The organism is Aeromonas sp. PS2Canimalfood6 (genome assembly GCF_048276795.1).
In the GTDB taxonomy this organism is placed as follows: Bacteria; Pseudomonadota; Gammaproteobacteria; order Enterobacterales; family Aeromonadaceae; genus Aeromonas; species Aeromonas caviae.
In genome coordinates this window covers 52,495-67,320 of sequence record NZ_JBLUXC010000019.1, presented here as the reverse complement: position 1 = coordinate 67,320, position 14,826 = coordinate 52,495, and the positions used below count along the sequence as shown (strand labels likewise).

The following is a 14,826-nucleotide window of genomic DNA, read 5'->3' as shown; positions in this document are numbered from 1 at the left end:
CTGGCGGCAATAGCGCAGTGGAACCACCTGACCCCATGCCGAACTCAGAAGTGAAACGCTGTAGCGCCGATGGTAGTGTGGCATTCGCCATGCGAGAGTAGGACACTGCCAGGCACCCAATACAAGAAACCCCGCTCACTCGAGCGGGGTTTTTTATTGCCTGAAATTCAGCACTCACTGGAGGGCAAACGGGCACTATGGTGCTGTTCGTCGTTCACTTGTTGCCTGTACCGGAAAAAGTTGCGGCTGCTCTGGCCGCATTGAACCCACATGTTGGCTCTCTCCGTTTTCATCATTTTTCGCGTAATAACCCAGTCGGATCCGTTCTGTCTAAACCCGCCGCCCGCGCTGCGATTGGGGTTGTATCTGAATCATAACTCGGTAGAGTAAGGGGCATTCCGGGTTTGCCCGTGCCATGGTTTCGGTTTCTTTTTCTGGTATGGGACTCTCCGCCTGTTTTTATTCACCTTCACTCAGTGGTACCGATATGGAACAAGTAAACAAGTCAACCTTCAACGATGTGCTGGAATATGTGCGTATGTCCCGTCGTCAGAACAAGCTCAAGCGTGAAATCGCGGACAACGAGAAAAAGATCCGTGACAACCAGAAGCGGGTACTGTTGCTCGACAACCTGAGTGACTATATCAAGCCCGGCATGAGCATTGACGAGGTTCAGGCCATCATCGCCAACATGCGGACCGATTATGAAGAGCGCGTAGATGACCATATCATTAAAAATGCCGAGCTTTCCAAGGAGCGCAAGGAGCTGAGTACCAAGCTGAAGAGTATGAGCACCAGCAAATAATACCGCCCCGCTCTCGTCAACACCGGCCTCTGGCCGGTGTTTCATTTTCATGCCGCAGCTCGGATCTCTTGCCGCGTTGCAACAATCGGCTCCCATTTTCACAATCGCCCTGTTAACATCGCTGCAAAGCGGTCAATAGATTTCAAGCCCTTGACTTGAAACGACTAAGCTTGATTGAAAGACAATAAATTGCGCAACCATGGTGGGGCTGATATGGGCGCATCAAAACAGACGGATTCAAATAAAGTGGCATCTCAGGATTCATCCGTACCTAATGCGGACGGGCAACAGCAGCGTAAACGCCGACCCTGGTGGCGCTGGTTGTTCTGTTTTATCTTCTTGCTTTGCCTGGCTGCCGTGATCGCCCTGGTGGGTTATGAAATGAAGACCTCCCGACTGCAGTCACAGGAGATCTCCCGCTATGCGGCCACCCTGACCTATCAGATCGAACCCGGCCCCAGCAAGCAAATTGCCTTCCCCGACGACGGCCCGTTCGACAAGCGACTCGGTTATGTGCTGATGCCCATGATCCAGGAACGTCTCGTTCAGCGTGGCTACCAGGTGAGCGAACAGGTCCGTTTTTCCGATGCGCTCTACAACTACGCCAGCCACGGTTTCTTCGTGCCTTATACCGAGAAGGTCCAGGCAGGATTGACACTCTATGACTGCCGTGCCGAGCCTTTCTACCAGTACAAGTATCCGACTCATTACTATCCGGATTTCAATGCCATACCGCCCCTGGTCATCCAGTCTCTGCTGTTTATCGAGAACCGTGAACTCCTGAGCAACAAGGAACCGCTGGCCAACCCGGCCGTAGACTGGCCGCGCTTTGCCAAGGCGGCGCTGTCTCAGGTGGGCAAGGCGCTGGATATGCAGGATCAATCTGCTGGCGGCAGTACCCTGGCGACCCAGGTGGAGAAGTATCGTCATTCTCCCGATGGACTGACCGTTTCGCCGACCGAGAAGATCCGCCAGATGGTCTCGGCCAGCGTTCGTGCCTATCGGCTGGGGCCCGAGACCCTGGAGGCCCGCAAGCTGGTTGCCTGGGCCTACCTCAACTCGGTCCCGCTCTCTGCGGCGCCCGGTTATGGCGAGGTGCACGGTCTCGGTGATGGCCTCTGGGTCTGGTTTGGCGCCAATGTCGATGAGGTGAATCGACTGCTGGATCCCGCTCGCAACCAGGATTCTACCCTGGCCGAGCAGGGCCTTGCCTTGCGCCAGGTTGTCTCCCTGATGATCGCCCACCGCCGTCCTTCCTATTACCTGGCGCAGGGTAGAGAAGCACTGTCTACCCTGACAGACAGCTATCTGCGACTCTTCGTGCAGGAGGGAATGATCACGCCCCCCCTGATGGAGTCGGCTCTCAAGGCCAAGCTGGTCTTCCGCGATTTCCTGCAGGCACCTGCCATCACTCGAGTCAACAACAACAAGGGGCTGCAGGTGGCTCGCACTCGTCTCAGTCGTCAGCTCGGGGTGCAGCTTTATGATCTGGACCGCATGGATCTGACGGCCAACACCACCCTCAATATGCCGCTGCAGAACGAGGTGTCACGGTATCTGCAGCAACTGGCAGACCCTGCATTCGCAGCCCAGGTGGGCCTGTTTGGTGAGCGCCTGCTCTCGCCGGAGAAGACGGGTGATGTGAAGTACAGCTTTACCCTGTTCGAGAAGACGCCGGAAGGGGTCAAGGTGAGGGTGCAGACCGACAACACGGACCAGCCGTTCGACATCAATGAGGGCAGCAAGCTTGAACTGGGATCCACCGCCAAGTTGCGGGTACTGACGACCTATCTCGAGATTGTCACCGAGTTGCATGACAGCTACGGCAATATGCCGATGGAGAGCCTGCGAAAGATCGAAGTGTCCGATCAGGACAACATCAGCCGCTGGGCCATCGCCTATCTGATGAGTGCCAAGGACAGAAGCCTGCCGGTGATGCTGGAGGCCGCACTGGACCGCAAGTATTCCGCGAGTCCCTATGAAGGCTTCTTTACCGGCGGTGGCATGCACACCTTCAACAACTTCCGCAAGGAAGACAACGGTCGCATCCCGCCCATTCGCGATGCGCTGCGGGAATCCATCAACCTGCCCTTCGTGCGCTTGATGCGGGACATCGTCCGCTACAGCCTCTACAAGGAGGGAAATCGTGCCCAGTTGCTGAAAGATGACAGGGATCCTCGCCGTACCGAGTATCTGGCCAAGTTTGCCGACAAGGAGGGCCAGACCTATCTGCTGAGGTTCTGGCGCAAATATCGTGGCAAGAGTGCAGAAGAGCAGCTCGATACCTTCCTCGATGGTCTCAAACCCAGCGCGGTGCGTCTCGCCGCCGTGCATCGCTATCTGATGCCGGAAGCCTCCCAGGCCGATTTTGCCGCTTTCCTGGCCAAGCGCCTGCCGCGGGAGAAATTGACCGAGAAGCGCATAGAGCAGCTCTATACCAATTACGGCCCTGGCAAATATTCTCTGCCGGATCAAGGTTATATCGCACGGGTGCATCCACTTGAGCTGTGGTTGCTTGCCTATCTCAAGGAGTTTGACAAGGCCACCTTTACCGATGCGGTAACCGCCAGCCGTGACGAGCGTCAGGAGGTCTACAGCTGGCTGTTCAAGACCCGTCATCGCAGTGCCCGGGATAGCCGGATCCGCACCATGCTGGAGGTTGAGGCCTTCCTCGACATCCATCAGCGCTGGGCTCGCCTGGGCTACCCGTTCGATCACCTGGTTCCGTCCCTGGCGACCGCACTGGGCAGCTCGGGCGATCGTCCTGCTGCGTTGGCCGAGCTGATGGGGATCATCCAGAACGGCGGCATTCGTGCGCCGACCCTGCGCATCGAGCACCTCTCCTTTGCCAAGGGGACCCCCTTCGCCACCGTCTTTGAGCCGGCGAACACCCAGGGGGAACGGGTGATGCCTGCCGAGGTGGCCAACGCCTTGCGCAATGCACTCTCCAAGGTGGTGGAAGGGGGGACGGCGCGGCGCATCGCCGGGGCCTTCGCCTTGCAGGATGGTACTGTCCTGGCCCTGGGGGGCAAGACGGGGACCGGGGACAACCGGATCGAGACGGTCGGTCGCTACGGCAATGTGACCAGTTCACTGGCTCGCAACCGAACTGCGACGTTCGTCTTCTACATCGGGGATGATCACTTCGGCACGCTGACGGCCTATGTACCCGGCAGCCAGTCCGACAAGTTCCGCTTCACGTCGGCGCTGCCTGTACAGGTGCTCAAGGGGATGGCACCCCTGCTGGTCCCCTATCTGCAACCTGCTACTCATACCCAGTGCATGGCAGGCAGCTGAGCGGAAATCGCATGAAAAAACGGGGCCATTTCGGCCCCGTTTGATTGTGTACTGCACGCCGCCATAAGGCGGGCGTGAGTCATCACTTACAACAGATCTTCAATTTCACCGCGCAGGTACTGGTACATCTCGCGATAGGCTACCGGCGGCTTGTTCAGCTCCCGCTCCTTGTTGGCGGTGCGGATCAGCTGACGCAGCTTCTGGCGATCCAGCTCGTGGAACTGGGACATCAGCTCGTTGAGGGCGCTGTCGCCTTCGGTGATCAGCCGCTCGCGCCACTGTTCGAGGCGGTGCAGGCGGGCGTTCACGGTGGAGTGACGCATCTTGATGATGGAGAGGGCCTCTTCGATGGGGGCGACATCGCGGCTACGCATCAGACGGCCGATGAACTGGAGATGGCGGCGGAAGGACTCATCCTTCTTCGGCTTGAGCTTGCGGCCCAGCTCGACCGCTTCGGCAAGCTCTTCATCCAGGGGGATCTTCTCCAGCTCGCTGTGACTCAGGGAGACGATCTCTTCCCCCATCTTCTGCAATGCCTCGGCATCACGCTTGAGCTGGCTCTTGCTGGGGCCCCAGTCTTCCCACTCGTTGTCGTCTTGATATTGACTCATCGGTCTCTGTATTCCTGTCATTCACGTTTGGCGGATATGTTACCAGCTTCTCCCGCTGGGCGCAGGGGTCTGATATGCTTAGCCCCTTTCCTTCCCTTCATACAGATGTGAGTTATGGACCAGCAAGATCAAATCCGCCAGGATCAATCCCATCTCGAGGCCGTGGTCGCCGAGGCCCTTGAGATAGCGAAAGGGCTGGGCGCCGGGCTTGCCGAAGTCTCCATCAGCAAACAGACCGGCCTCTCGGTGAACACCCGGGGCTGCGAGCTGGAAAGCATCGAATTCAACAAGGATGGCGCACTCGGCATCGCCGTCTATCGCGACGGTTGCAAGGGGTCCTCCTCCACCACGGATCTGACCAAGCCGGCCATTCGCGCCGCTGTGGAAGCGGCCATGGAGATCGCCCGCCACACCTCTCCCGATGACTGCGCCGGTCTTGCGGATGCGGATCTGCTGGCCTGGGATGCCCCGGACCTGCAACTGTGCCACCAAATCGAGCTGGATCCCCAGCGTGGCATCGCGCTGGCCATCGAGTGCGAGCGGCTGGCCCTGGGGCGGGATGCCCGCATCAAGCACTCTGACGGAGCCAGTTTCTCCAGCCACCTGGGCGTCAAGGTCTATGGCAACAGCCACGGCTTCGTAAAAGGCTATGCTGCATCGCGCAACTCCCTGAGCTGCGTACTGATCGGCGAGCAGGATGGCGACATGCAGCGCGACTACGGTTACTCCTCCAGCCGCTCCCTGAACGGGCTGTGGAGTCCCCAGCGCATCGCTGACGAGGCGGTGGAGCGCACTGTTTCCCGCCTGGGGGCTCGCAAGATCAGCACCCGCCATGCCCCTGTGCTGTTCCACCCCGATACCGCTGCCGGTCTGTGGGGCCATCTGGTGATGGCCATCAGTGGGGGGAACCTCTATCGCAAGTCGAGCTTCCTGCTGGACAAACTGGGCAAGCAGATCCTGCCCGAGTGGCTCACCATCCAGGAGTTCCCCCACTTGCCGGGAGGACTTGCCAGCACCCCGTTCGACGGGGAAGGGGTTCGCACCCGCGACATGGACATCATCCGCAACGGCGAGCTGATGAGCTGGCTGCTCACCTCCTACTCCGCCCGCAAACTGGGCCTGACCACCACGGGCCATGCCGGGGGTATCCATAACTGGCAGGTTTCCAATACCGGCCAGGACTTCCAGGGCATGCTCAAAGAGATGGGTACCGGGCTGCTGGTGACCGAGCTGATGGGGCAGGGGGTCAACATCGTCAATGGTGATTACTCCCGCGGCGCAGCCGGTTTCTGGGTTGAAAATGGCGAGATCCTCTATCCTGTGGAGGAGATCACCATTGCAGGCAATCTGGCCGACATGTTCAGCCATATCGTGGCGGTGGGCAGTGATGAGGATGAGCGTTCCAGCCTCAAGACCGGCTCCGTACTGGTCGAGCAGATGAAACTGGCGGGGCACTGATCCCCCTCCGTCCGATCTGGAATATGGTGTCTAGTCCTGAGATAGGTCTACACATTTTCAGCTAGCTTTTAGCACTCAGAACCCCCGATGCGTCACATCAGGGGTTCTGTATTTCAATGCCTGATGCGGTTGCTCCAGGTTATAAGTATCCACTGCCTTTCGCACTTTTCCCCGCCTGCGCCAGCCTCTGCAGGCTTTGCAGCAGTGACTCTCTTTTCAAGATCTCAGTGCATTTTGGTGACAGTTATGAGTATCTGTCATCAAGCATTTGACCCCGTGTTGTTCATGCAATGACTGATACAACCCCGAACAATACTGCACCTGGTGGTCCGAATGATGAATAAGCTCTCCGTGGTCACGTTGTTGCTTCAGTGTTTTCTCGATCACCATCGACTCGGCATTCATCTCTTAGTTGCCACTATTTTGCGTGAGCAGGTGTCCGTCACCTAGCTCAGGTAGAGCGGCCCTGAGTGTCATAACGCGTCTGCGTCTGTTTATAGGTGAGCTTGCCTTCTTCAATCTGCTCGACCAGGGCCAGTTTAAAAATCAGAGTAATTGTGTTGTGTTCGTTTACGCCCTGTCCCATCGAGATCTCCATCTATTCGGAGGAGAAGATGCAAACCATATTCAGGCAGATGCGCCGATCAGACGTCGGCCAGCTGCAATGCCTGGCGGTAGTACTCGTTGGCCTTGTTGGTCAGGCGGCGCTTGTCCATCACCTGGCCGAGGGCGTGGTAGAGGGCGGCATCAGGCGCCTTCGCCACTTCCTGCTCCAGCAGGCGCTGGGCTTCGTCCAGTTGACCGGCCAGCAGGCAGACCCGGGCCAGCGCGGCTTCGGCGCCCGGCTGATCCTGGATCTTTCTGAGCAGGGTCAGCATGGGCTGGTAGTCGTCCAGTTTGAGCTTGGGCAGGCGGGCGAACAGCTCGGGGGAGGGATCCTTGCGCAGGGCCTCCAGCCAGAGATCGGCGGCTTCGGCATCGGCCCCCAATCGGCGCAGGCGATCCCCGTAACTGGCCAGCAGCACGGGATCCTGGCGCTGTTTGCGGGGCAGACCCTGCCAGACCGTGCGCAGGGTGTCGAGGGAGCCGCTGGCGGCCTCCAGACGACCGCACCACGCCTGGTGCAGCAGGGTCTCTTCCTGCTGGGCGGTCAGCTTGCCCACCTTGCGCAGGGCAGGGGCGAGATCGATGAGGGCCGCCCAGTCTTCACGGGCCAGATACACCTGACGCAGCTGATCCAGCACCATGGGGTGGCGCGGGTTGAGGGCATAGATGGACTCGAGGCGACCGAGGGCGCTGTCGTACTGGCCCTGCTCAATCTGCAACTGGGTCTGGATCAGGGTCAGTGCCAGCTCTGCCTTGGGGTTCTCTTCCTGAGCTTTCTGCAGGTAGTGATCCCGGCGCACGTCATCGCCCCGGGCCTGGGCCACCCGGGCGGCGCTCAGGTAGTTGAGTAGCGGGGTGTCGCTGTTGTCGGCGCCCTTGATGAGGAGCTTCTCGGCCTGGTTGTAGTGCCCCTCTGCCATGGCCAGGGTGGCATTGACGGTTTGCAGGTTGGCCTTGCGGCGGCGGCGGGAGCCGAACCAGCCCTGGGTCTTGCGGCGCAGGCCGAACAGGCGGGCCAGCACCCATTCCACGATGAGCAGGGCGCCGTAGAACAGCACCGCCAGGATCACCGCGCTGGTGACCGAGGATTCCACCGTGTAGTTGCCCAGCGAGATGAGCACATAGCCCTTGTTGCCGGAGGCTTCGGGCCCGAAGATGAGGCCCGCCACCATCACGGCGACTATGACGATCAGACGAATCATGGTCTCCTCCTCAGTTGCCGGCCAGGATGCGTTGCAGGCGTTCGGTCAGCACCTGTTCCAGCATGGTCTGGGTCTTGAACTGATCCGGGTAGTCAAACTGGATCTGCTCGCCTTTGAGCTTGTCGAGCTCGGACTGCATGTACTGGGTGGCGCTGTTGTCGGCATCGAAATACTGGGTCAGCCAGCGCTGGGCCTTCTCCAGGCTGTCGACATAGAGGGACTGCTGTTCGCGATAGACGGCGAGCTGGGCCTGCAGCAGCTTGGTCTTGAGGTTCTCCCGCAGGAAGATCTCCTGCTGCGGGGAGAGCAGGGCTTCCACGGCGCCATCGCGACGACGGATGGTGATGAAGTTTTCGGTGAACTTGACCCAGTTCTTCTTCAGGTTGCTCTGCCACTCGTCCGGGTTGGTGCTGACGGTCTGGTCGGGCTCGCTCTTGGCTTCCGGCATGCTGACGGTGGAGAGGGGCAGCAGCTCGATCTGGTCCGAGAGGGCGGCCAGCTTCAGGGTCAACCCCTCGCGATCGACTCGCGGCATCCCCTTGAGCTTGGCGATGTCTTCCGCCAGCGCCTTGCGAATGGGCATCAGGCTGGGGTCGTTGAGCGCCTTGATGCGCTCGTCGGCGTTGCCGAGCAATGTGATGGCGGAGACGATGTCGTGTTCGAGCCACAGCTTGCGGCCCGCCATGCGCACCAGGTATTCGGATTCGGCCAGCATCCAGTCATTGGGGCGCTTGTCGTCCAGATCCAGCACCTTGGTCTGCAAGGCGTCCAGCGCCTCCTGCAACTGCTGCTGGCTCTTGCCGAGGGCACCGATCTGTTCGGCATCCTTGCTGCTGCCCTGATCAATCCTGGTCATGGCGTCGGCCAGTTGCTGCTTGAGGGCTACCAGTTCGGCCTGCTGGGCAACGGCGTTCTGGTGTCCGTGCACATAGAGACCACCGGCCAGCCCCAGGGCCAGCAGGATGGCGATGCCGCCAAGCACGGTGCCAGAGCAGCCCTTCTTGCTCCCTGTCGTTCCGGGCGCGGGCTTGTTGTTGTCGGCCACGGTGGCCGCGGCACTCGGCTGGACTTCTTGCTGTTCAGTCATTCCATCTTCCTCAGTTCCAGGGCGGCCACCAGAGCCTGGTTGGATGCACCTTGGGCAATCACGATACGGGTAAAACCAGCCCCTTCAGCCATCTCGGCCACCCGGGGACTGGGCACCACCAGCAGGCGGTCATAAAGCCAGGGGTGCTGCGGGCCGGGCACCAGGGCCAGCAACCGCTGCAACAGTTCGCCACTGGTAATGAGCAGGCTGTCGAGCCCGGCTGCCTGCCAGTGGCGGGTCAATGCGTCCCCGTCAAGATCGGGGTAGTGGCGCTCGTAGGTGGCACAATAGTGCACCAGTGCGCCCCGTGAGGCCAGCGTCCGGGCGATGAGATCCCGCCCGTCGTTGCCGCGCAGGATCAGCACCCGGCGGCCACTCACCCCTTGCAGCGCCGGCAGGGCCAGCAGCCCCTCGCTGCGGGGATCGGCCGGGCACAGGGCCTGGATGCCCGCCTCGGCAAAGGCATCCGCACTCGCCTGGCCGACTGCAAAGTAATCAATATGTGGCCAGGTCTGACCAGTTTGCAACAGAAAATGATGTGCAAAATGAACGGCATGCATGCTGACGGCGATAACGAGGTCCGCCTCTTGCAGCATGTCACCCAGGTGAGGGAGGTCGCATCCCGGCCGGGTTTCCAGCAACGGACAGCAGAGCGGTGCATGACCCCGCTGGCGCAGCATCTGCACCAGCTGGTTGGCCTGGGCGGCCGGGCGCACCACCAGGGGGACCATCAGGGGGCGCTCCGGGCAGATGACCGCGAACCGGCCCGTGCTGCACTCATGCCCGGTAGACCTCGGCGAGGATGACGTCGGCGCCGGCGGCCAGCAGGCGCTGGGCCAGGGTGTGGCCCAGTGCCTCGCCCTCTGCCAGGGGGCCGCGGATCTCGTCGCGAATGACGCGGGCACCGTCCGGGCTGCCCACCAGGCCGCGCAGCCATACCTCTTCTCCCTGTACCAGGGCATAGGCCCCGATGGGCACCTGACAGCCCCCTTGCAGGGCGCGGTTCATGGCACGCTCGGTCAGCACCCGGATGCGGGTCTCGGGGTGTTCGAGCGGCGCCAGCAGGGCGTGCAGCTCGTGATCGTCGAGGCGGCATTCGATGCCGACCGCCCCCTGGCCGTTGGCGGGCAGGCTCTGCTCGGGCTCGATGAAGGCGGCGATGCGATGGGCCATATCCAGTCGTTTCAGGCCGGCGGCGGCCAGGATGATGGCGTCATATTCACCGGCATCCAGCTTGGCGAGGCGGGTGTTGACGTTGCCCCGCAGGTCGCGGATCACGAGATCAGGGCGGGCTGCGCGCAGCTGGCACTGACGGCGCAGGCTGGAGGTGCCGACCACGGCCCCTTGAGGCAGCTCGTCTATCTGGTTGAAATGGTTGGAAACAAAGGCATCGCGCGGGTCTTCGCGCTCACAGATGGTGTGCAGGCCGAGTCCGTCGGGGAACTCCACAGGTACGTCTTTCATGGAGTGGACAGCGATGTCGGCACGCCCTTCCAGCATGGCAGTCTCCAGCTCCTTGACGAACAACCCCTTACCGCCGACCTTGGCGAGGGGGGTGTCGAGGATCTTGTCACCCTGGGTGCTCATGGGCACCAGTTCAACCTGCAGATCCGGATGGAGTGCCTCCAGCCGATCTTTCACAAAATTGGCCTGCCACAGGGCCAGTGGGCTCTTTCGAGTGGCAATTTTCAGGGTTCGGGCTGCCATATCAATCAGTTGTTTCATCTTTTGAGAGGAAAACGATCTTACCACCCTTTGCAGGGGCTTTCATGGCGCAGCCCGCAAAAGCGGGGCCAAGCTCAAAAACGGGGGCTGAAAATTATTTTCATTCAGCCAATAATTGATTTTAAATTATTGAAAATAAGCAATTTTATTGCTTTCCGCTGATACCGTTACGAACGGGGTCAGAAATAATCCGGTGATTGTGTGCGGGCTTGTTTACCACTGCTGTTTGCATTGTTAACATGATCACACTTTTTTGACGTCTCCCTGTTTTGGTGCGTCATTTCTCTTCCCCATAGGTAGGGCATTGCTGGTTAAACTCGACACGCTGGTGGCGCGCTACGACGAAATCAATCGTCTCAAGACGCAACGAGCGCTGGATCTCATGAGTCGCTACGGGCAGCAGGTTTTCCACTTGCTGCCTGTCATGCTGCACTTCAATCACCCCCTGTTGCCCGGTTATGTGGCAGGGGATGTGCCTCATGGTATCTGGAGTTTTGTCGCCAACGAGGCCCAGCAGGCCTTCATCCAGGATCTCTGCCAGAACGCCAACTGCCAGGGCGGTCTCAGTACCCACGACAAGTCCATCCAGGGCCTCTACTCCATGGGGAGCACCTCCTCCATCGGTCAGTGCTGCCACTCGGATCTCGACATCTGGGTCTGTCACGTGGCCGGTCTGTCGAGCGAGCGCCTCGCCCTGCTGGAACAGAAGTGCCAGCACCTCTCCATGTGGGCCGAGCAGCGGGGGGTCGATCTCAACTTCTTCCTGATCCCCGAAGACAAGTTCCGTCAGCGCAACGATGCCCAGATGCAGGGGGAGAGCTGCGGCAGCGCCCAGCACCTGCTGCTGCTCGACGAGTTCTACCGCAGCGCCATGCACATCGCCGGCAAGCGGCTGCTCTGGTATCTGGTGCCGGCCGAATATGACGATCACTACGACGACTACGTCAACGGCCTGTTTGCCCACGGCAAGTTGAGCCAGGATGACTGGCTCGATCTGGGGGGCTTTGATCGCATTCCTGCCGAGGAGTATTTCGGCTCCGCCCTGTGGCAGCTCTACAAGGGGATCGACTCCCCCTACAAGGCGGTGCTCAAGTCGGTGCTGATGGAGGCCTACTCCCACGAGTATCCCAACACCCGGCTGCTGTCGGTGACCAGTCGCGACTGGTTCCAGCACAACGAGGGGATGCACTACCGCCTCGACAACTACTGCCTGATGCTGGACAAGGTGACCAACTACCTCAAGTCCATCGGCGACATGCAGCGCCTCGATCTGGTGCGTCGCTGTTTCTATCTGAAGGTGTGCGACGGGCTGAGCCATCCCAAGGAAGATCACTCCCCGGACTGGCGTCGGGAGCAGATGGCCCAGCTGGTGGCCTACTGGGGCTGGAGTCCGGAGCGCCTTTACCACCTTGATCACCGCCAGGAGTGGAAGGTCGAGGACGTCAAGGTGGCCTACGCCGAGTTGCTGGAGGCCCTGATGCAGAGCTACCGCAACCTCATCCAGTTCGCCCGGCGCAACAACATCAGCGAGTCCATCAACCCGGAAGACATCGGCATCCTGTCGCGCAAGCTCTATGCCGCGTTCGAGAGCCTGCCGGGCAAGGTGCAACGCATCAACCTCAAGATTGCGCCGGATCTCGGCGAGCTGGATCTCAGCCTGGTACAGGTACCCCACGGTCGCCTGAATCGTGCCGGCTGGTATCTCTACAAGCATTCCCTCGAACCCGCCGACATCATTGGCCGGGCGCCGCTCGAATATAACGGCTACATCAGCAAGCTGGTGGCCTGGGCCTATTTCAACGGCCTGCTGACGCCCCAGTCCCGGGTGCACCTGTTCAACCAGGGCTCGGATCTGCACATCGACAACCTGCATCAGTTCTGTCGCGATCTCTCCGGGACCTTCCCGGTCAAGTATCCCCGCGCGACCAACCTGGCCCTGAGCCGGCCGTGCGAGATCCGCCAGCTCTCCATCTTCCTGAACCTGGAGACGGACCCGTCCAGCCACTGGGTGGGGCAGGTGATCGAGTTCGATGCCAACGCCGCCGATGTCTTCTCGTTCGGTCGCAACCAGGAGTGTCTGGTGGGATCCGTGGATCTCGTCTATCGCAACTCCTGGAGCGAGATCCGCACCCTGCACTTCGAGGGGGAGGAAGCCGTGGTGGACGCCCTCACCACCATCCTCGGCAAGATGCACCAGGATGCCGCGGCCCCCGAGATGATCGAGGTGTTCTGCTACAGCCAGCACTTCCGCTCCCTGGTGCGCACCCGCTTCCAGCAGCTTGTGGCTGAATGCATCGAGCTGCGCCTGGCCCGGGACAAGCAGCAGCTGGTCAAGACGCTGGCGCTCGGCCGCGAGAAGTACGGCATCTTCTTCGAGCGGCGCGGGGTGTCGGTCAAAAAGCTGGAAAACGCCATCGATTTTTACCGTCACATCTCCCACAACAAGCTGGATCACCTGCCGCTGCGCCTCGACAAGACTCACAGCCAGCACCTGCCCGGCATCGTCGACGCCTACGCCAGCGAAGGGCTGGTGCAGTTCTTCTTCGATACCCGGGATGCAGGCACCAACATCTATATCCTGGACGAGGCGAACCGGGTGGAGATCTACCAGCACTTCGCCGGCAACAAGGACGAACTGGTACAGGGGGTGAACCGGTTCTACACCTCGGGTCACGAGCGATTCAGCAATGCGGGTCAGTTCAGCAACTTCAACCTGCCCCAGTACTACGAAATCGTGCAGGTGGGTGACAAACTCGATGTGATCCCCTACCGTAGCCAGATCCCGCAGCGGGACACCCCAGGAGCGGCGCGGGAAGTAGGATGATGTGCTGATAGCCGCACCGGCAAGATGGCAAACGGCCTGCATGATGCAGGCCGTTGTCGTATCCGTGGTGCGGGAATCTGGTGTGGAGGGGGCCGCGGCCAGTGGGGGATGCCGTCGAGCATCGCCGTCAGGGATGAAAGCAAACGGCCTGCTGATGCAGGCCGTTGTCTTACCCGTGATCCGACAATCAGGCACCGAGGCGGGCCAGCAACCAGCTGCGAATGTCGCCCAGCTGGGGGCGGCAGATCTCGTGGCGCATGGGGTATTCGTGCCACTCGGGGCTGAGTCCCGCCGCTTCCAGCCGGTTCTTGGCGTCCCAGCCCATGGAGAGGTTCACCACGTCGTCATAGATGCCGTGCATGTAGCAGATGGGCAGGGCGCGGGCCGCCTCGCTCATCTCGCCGGGCAGGGCATCGGGTACCGCCAGATAGGTGGACATGCAGAGCAGGCCTGCCAGTGGCACCGGATGACGCAGGGCGGTGAAGGAGGCGATGACGCCCCCCTGGGAGAAGCCGGCCAGCACGATGCGCTCGGGGGTGAAACCCTCGGCCACCAACTGGTCGATCAGCGAGGCGATACGGGCCGCTGACTCCCTGACATGGGATTCCACGGCGCGATCCGCCGGATCCTCGAAGCTCTTGATGTCGTACCAGCCGCGCATCCGGTAGCCCATGTTGATGGTGATGGGACGCTCGGGCGCATCGGGCAGCAGATGGCGGACGGGCAGGTCGGCGGGCAGGGCCAGCGCCTCCACCAGGGGGGCGAGGCCGGCGCCGGAGTCCCCCAGCCCGTGCAGCCAGATCACCGCATGGCGGGCACCTTCGGGATGCAGATCCGTCATGAGAAGACCACGGGCTCGCCGGCCTGGGTGGTGCAGGCCCGGGTCAGCAGGGCCTTGAGCTCGTCGCCGAAGCGGTTGTCGATCCAGCTGTCACCGCGCAGCTCGAAGTGGAAGCCGTTCTCCCGGGTAGCGACCCAGATCTGGTGCAGGGGCTCCTGCTTGTTGATGATGACCTTGGTCTTGTTCTCGAAGCTCAAGGTCAGCACCCCGCCTGCGCGTTCGCAGTCGATATCCGGATACCCCTCGTCGATGGTGTCTTCCACATACTGGAAAAAGGCGTCGGTCAGGGCGTGATACTCGTGATCCTTCATCGGTTTATCCTGTTGCTTTTAACAATGTGAGTGCGATTATAGAGGGCCAAAAATTTTTT

12 protein-coding genes, 1 rRNA gene and 1 pseudogene are annotated in these 14,826 nt (G+C 60.7%); 5 read left to right on the top strand and 9 right to left on the bottom strand.

Going from position 1 to position 14,826, the window contains the following annotated elements; translation table 11 throughout:
• From rrf to ACNPAA_RS10345, 3 genes are all read left to right on the top strand, one after another.
• Window positions 1–114 (top strand): 5S ribosomal RNA (gene rrf / locus ACNPAA_RS10355).
• 373 nt (window positions 115–487) lie between these two features.
• Window positions 488–805 carry a PTS system regulator TmaR gene (gene tmaR, locus ACNPAA_RS10350; RefSeq protein WP_010672687.1) on the top strand — a complete coding sequence of 106 codons (318 nt, stop codon included), beginning with the start codon at window positions 488–490 and terminating at the stop codon, window positions 803–805.
• A gap of 213 nt (window positions 806–1,018) precedes the next feature.
• Window positions 1,019–4,102, top strand: a complete 3,084-nt coding sequence (locus tag ACNPAA_RS10345) for a transglycosylase domain-containing protein (RefSeq protein WP_114523416.1) — start codon at window positions 1,019–1,021, stop codon at window positions 4,100–4,102.
• Between the two features lie 86 nt (window positions 4,103–4,188).
• On the opposite strand, the gene yjgA is transcribed toward ACNPAA_RS10345, so the two are convergent.
• The gene (yjgA, locus tag ACNPAA_RS10340) at window positions 4,189–4,713 is read right to left on the bottom strand and encodes a ribosome biogenesis factor YjgA (protein ID WP_010672689.1); all 525 of its coding nucleotides are present in this window, start codon (window positions 4,711–4,713) and stop codon (window positions 4,189–4,191) included.
• Window positions 4,714–4,827: 114 nt separating this feature from the next.
• Between yjgA and pmbA the strand changes: the two genes are divergently transcribed.
• Window positions 4,828–6,171 carry a metalloprotease PmbA gene (gene pmbA / locus ACNPAA_RS10335; protein WP_043154058.1) on the top strand — a complete coding sequence of 448 codons (1,344 nt, stop codon included), beginning with the start codon at window positions 4,828–4,830 and terminating at the stop codon, window positions 6,169–6,171.
• Window positions 6,172–6,246: 75 nt separating this feature from the next.
• Here pmbA and ACNPAA_RS10330 read toward each other — a convergent pair.
• The 6 genes and pseudogenes from ACNPAA_RS10330 to hemC form a co-directional block, all read right to left on the bottom strand.
• Window positions 6,247–6,641 (bottom strand): annotated as a pseudogene (locus ACNPAA_RS10330) (integrase core domain-containing protein); the annotation flags it as partial.
• On the bottom strand, window positions 6,623–6,757 hold the full coding sequence (locus ACNPAA_RS10325; protein WP_010672691.1) for a hypothetical protein: 135 nt from the start codon (window positions 6,755–6,757) through the stop codon (window positions 6,623–6,625). The pseudogene ACNPAA_RS10330 and the gene ACNPAA_RS10325, both read right to left, overlap by 19 nt.
• A gap of 58 nt (window positions 6,758–6,815) precedes the next feature.
• Window positions 6,816–7,979, bottom strand: a complete 1,164-nt coding sequence (locus ACNPAA_RS10320) for a heme biosynthesis HemY N-terminal domain-containing protein (protein ID WP_010672692.1) — start codon at window positions 7,977–7,979, stop codon at window positions 6,816–6,818.
• A 10-nt stretch (window positions 7,980–7,989) separates the two neighbouring features.
• Window positions 7,990–9,066: a uroporphyrinogen-III C-methyltransferase gene (locus ACNPAA_RS10315; protein ID WP_408763519.1), complete on the bottom strand. Its 1,077-nt coding sequence runs from the start codon at window positions 9,064–9,066 to the stop codon at window positions 7,990–7,992.
• Entirely contained in the window at window positions 9,063–9,797 is a 735-nt protein-coding gene (locus ACNPAA_RS10310) for a uroporphyrinogen-III synthase (protein WP_319885431.1), read from the bottom strand. The genes ACNPAA_RS10315 and ACNPAA_RS10310 overlap by 4 nt, the downstream gene beginning before the upstream one ends.
• A 46-nt stretch (window positions 9,798–9,843) precedes the next feature.
• Window positions 9,844–10,773 (bottom strand): hydroxymethylbilane synthase, encoded by a 930-nt coding sequence (gene hemC / locus ACNPAA_RS10305; RefSeq protein ID WP_417891729.1) that lies wholly within the window; start codon window positions 10,771–10,773, stop codon window positions 9,844–9,846.
• Between the two features lie 322 nt (window positions 10,774–11,095).
• On the opposite strand from hemC, the gene ACNPAA_RS10300 reads away from it, so the two are divergent.
• Window positions 11,096–13,615 (top strand): class I adenylate cyclase, encoded by a 2,520-nt coding sequence (locus ACNPAA_RS10300; protein WP_408763517.1) that lies wholly within the window; start codon window positions 11,096–11,098, stop codon window positions 13,613–13,615.
• Window positions 13,616–13,802: 187 nt separating this feature from the next.
• Here ACNPAA_RS10300 and ACNPAA_RS10295 read toward each other — a convergent pair whose 3' ends face one another.
• Window positions 13,803–14,456, bottom strand: a complete 654-nt coding sequence (locus ACNPAA_RS10295; RefSeq protein ID WP_408763515.1) for an alpha/beta hydrolase — start codon at window positions 14,454–14,456, stop codon at window positions 13,803–13,805.
• Window positions 14,453–14,767, bottom strand: coding sequence for an iron donor protein CyaY (gene cyaY / locus ACNPAA_RS10290; protein ID WP_010672698.1), 315 nt, complete (start codon window positions 14,765–14,767; stop codon window positions 14,453–14,455). The genes ACNPAA_RS10295 and cyaY overlap by 4 nt, the downstream gene beginning before the upstream one ends.
• Between the last annotated feature and the right edge of the window lie 59 nt (window positions 14,768–14,826).

What these genes read in the sequence shown, in the direction of transcription:
- ACNPAA_RS10295 (WP_408763515.1), bottom strand. Translation starts at nt 14,456, where the DNA reads ATGACGGATCTGCATCCCGAAGGTGCCCGCCATGCGGTGATCTGGCTG.
- yjgA (WP_010672689.1), bottom strand. Translation starts at nt 4,713, where the DNA reads ATGAGTCAATATCAAGACGACAACGAGTGGGAAGACTGGGGCCCCAGC.
- cyaY (WP_010672698.1), bottom strand. Translation starts at nt 14,767, where the DNA reads ATGAAGGATCACGAGTATCACGCCCTGACCGACGCCTTTTTCCAGTAT.
- tmaR (WP_010672687.1), top strand. Translation starts at nt 488, where the DNA reads ATGGAACAAGTAAACAAGTCAACCTTCAACGATGTGCTGGAATATGTG.
- ACNPAA_RS10310 (WP_319885431.1), bottom strand. Translation starts at nt 9,797, where the DNA reads ATGGTCCCCCTGGTGGTGCGCCCGGCCGCCCAGGCCAACCAGCTGGTG.
- hemC (WP_417891729.1), bottom strand. Translation starts at nt 10,773, where the DNA reads ATGGCAGCCCGAACCCTGAAAATTGCCACTCGAAAGAGCCCACTGGCC.
- ACNPAA_RS10315 (WP_408763519.1), bottom strand. Translation starts at nt 9,066, where the DNA reads ATGACTGAACAGCAAGAAGTCCAGCCGAGTGCCGCGGCCACCGTGGCC.
- ACNPAA_RS10320 (WP_010672692.1), bottom strand. Translation starts at nt 7,979, where the DNA reads ATGATTCGTCTGATCGTCATAGTCGCCGTGATGGTGGCGGGCCTCATC.
- ACNPAA_RS10325 (WP_010672691.1), bottom strand. Translation starts at nt 6,757, where the DNA reads ATGGGACAGGGCGTAAACGAACACAACACAATTACTCTGATTTTTAAA.
- ACNPAA_RS10345 (WP_114523416.1), top strand. Translation starts at nt 1,019, where the DNA reads ATGGGCGCATCAAAACAGACGGATTCAAATAAAGTGGCATCTCAGGAT.
- pmbA (WP_043154058.1), top strand. Translation starts at nt 4,828, where the DNA reads ATGGACCAGCAAGATCAAATCCGCCAGGATCAATCCCATCTCGAGGCC.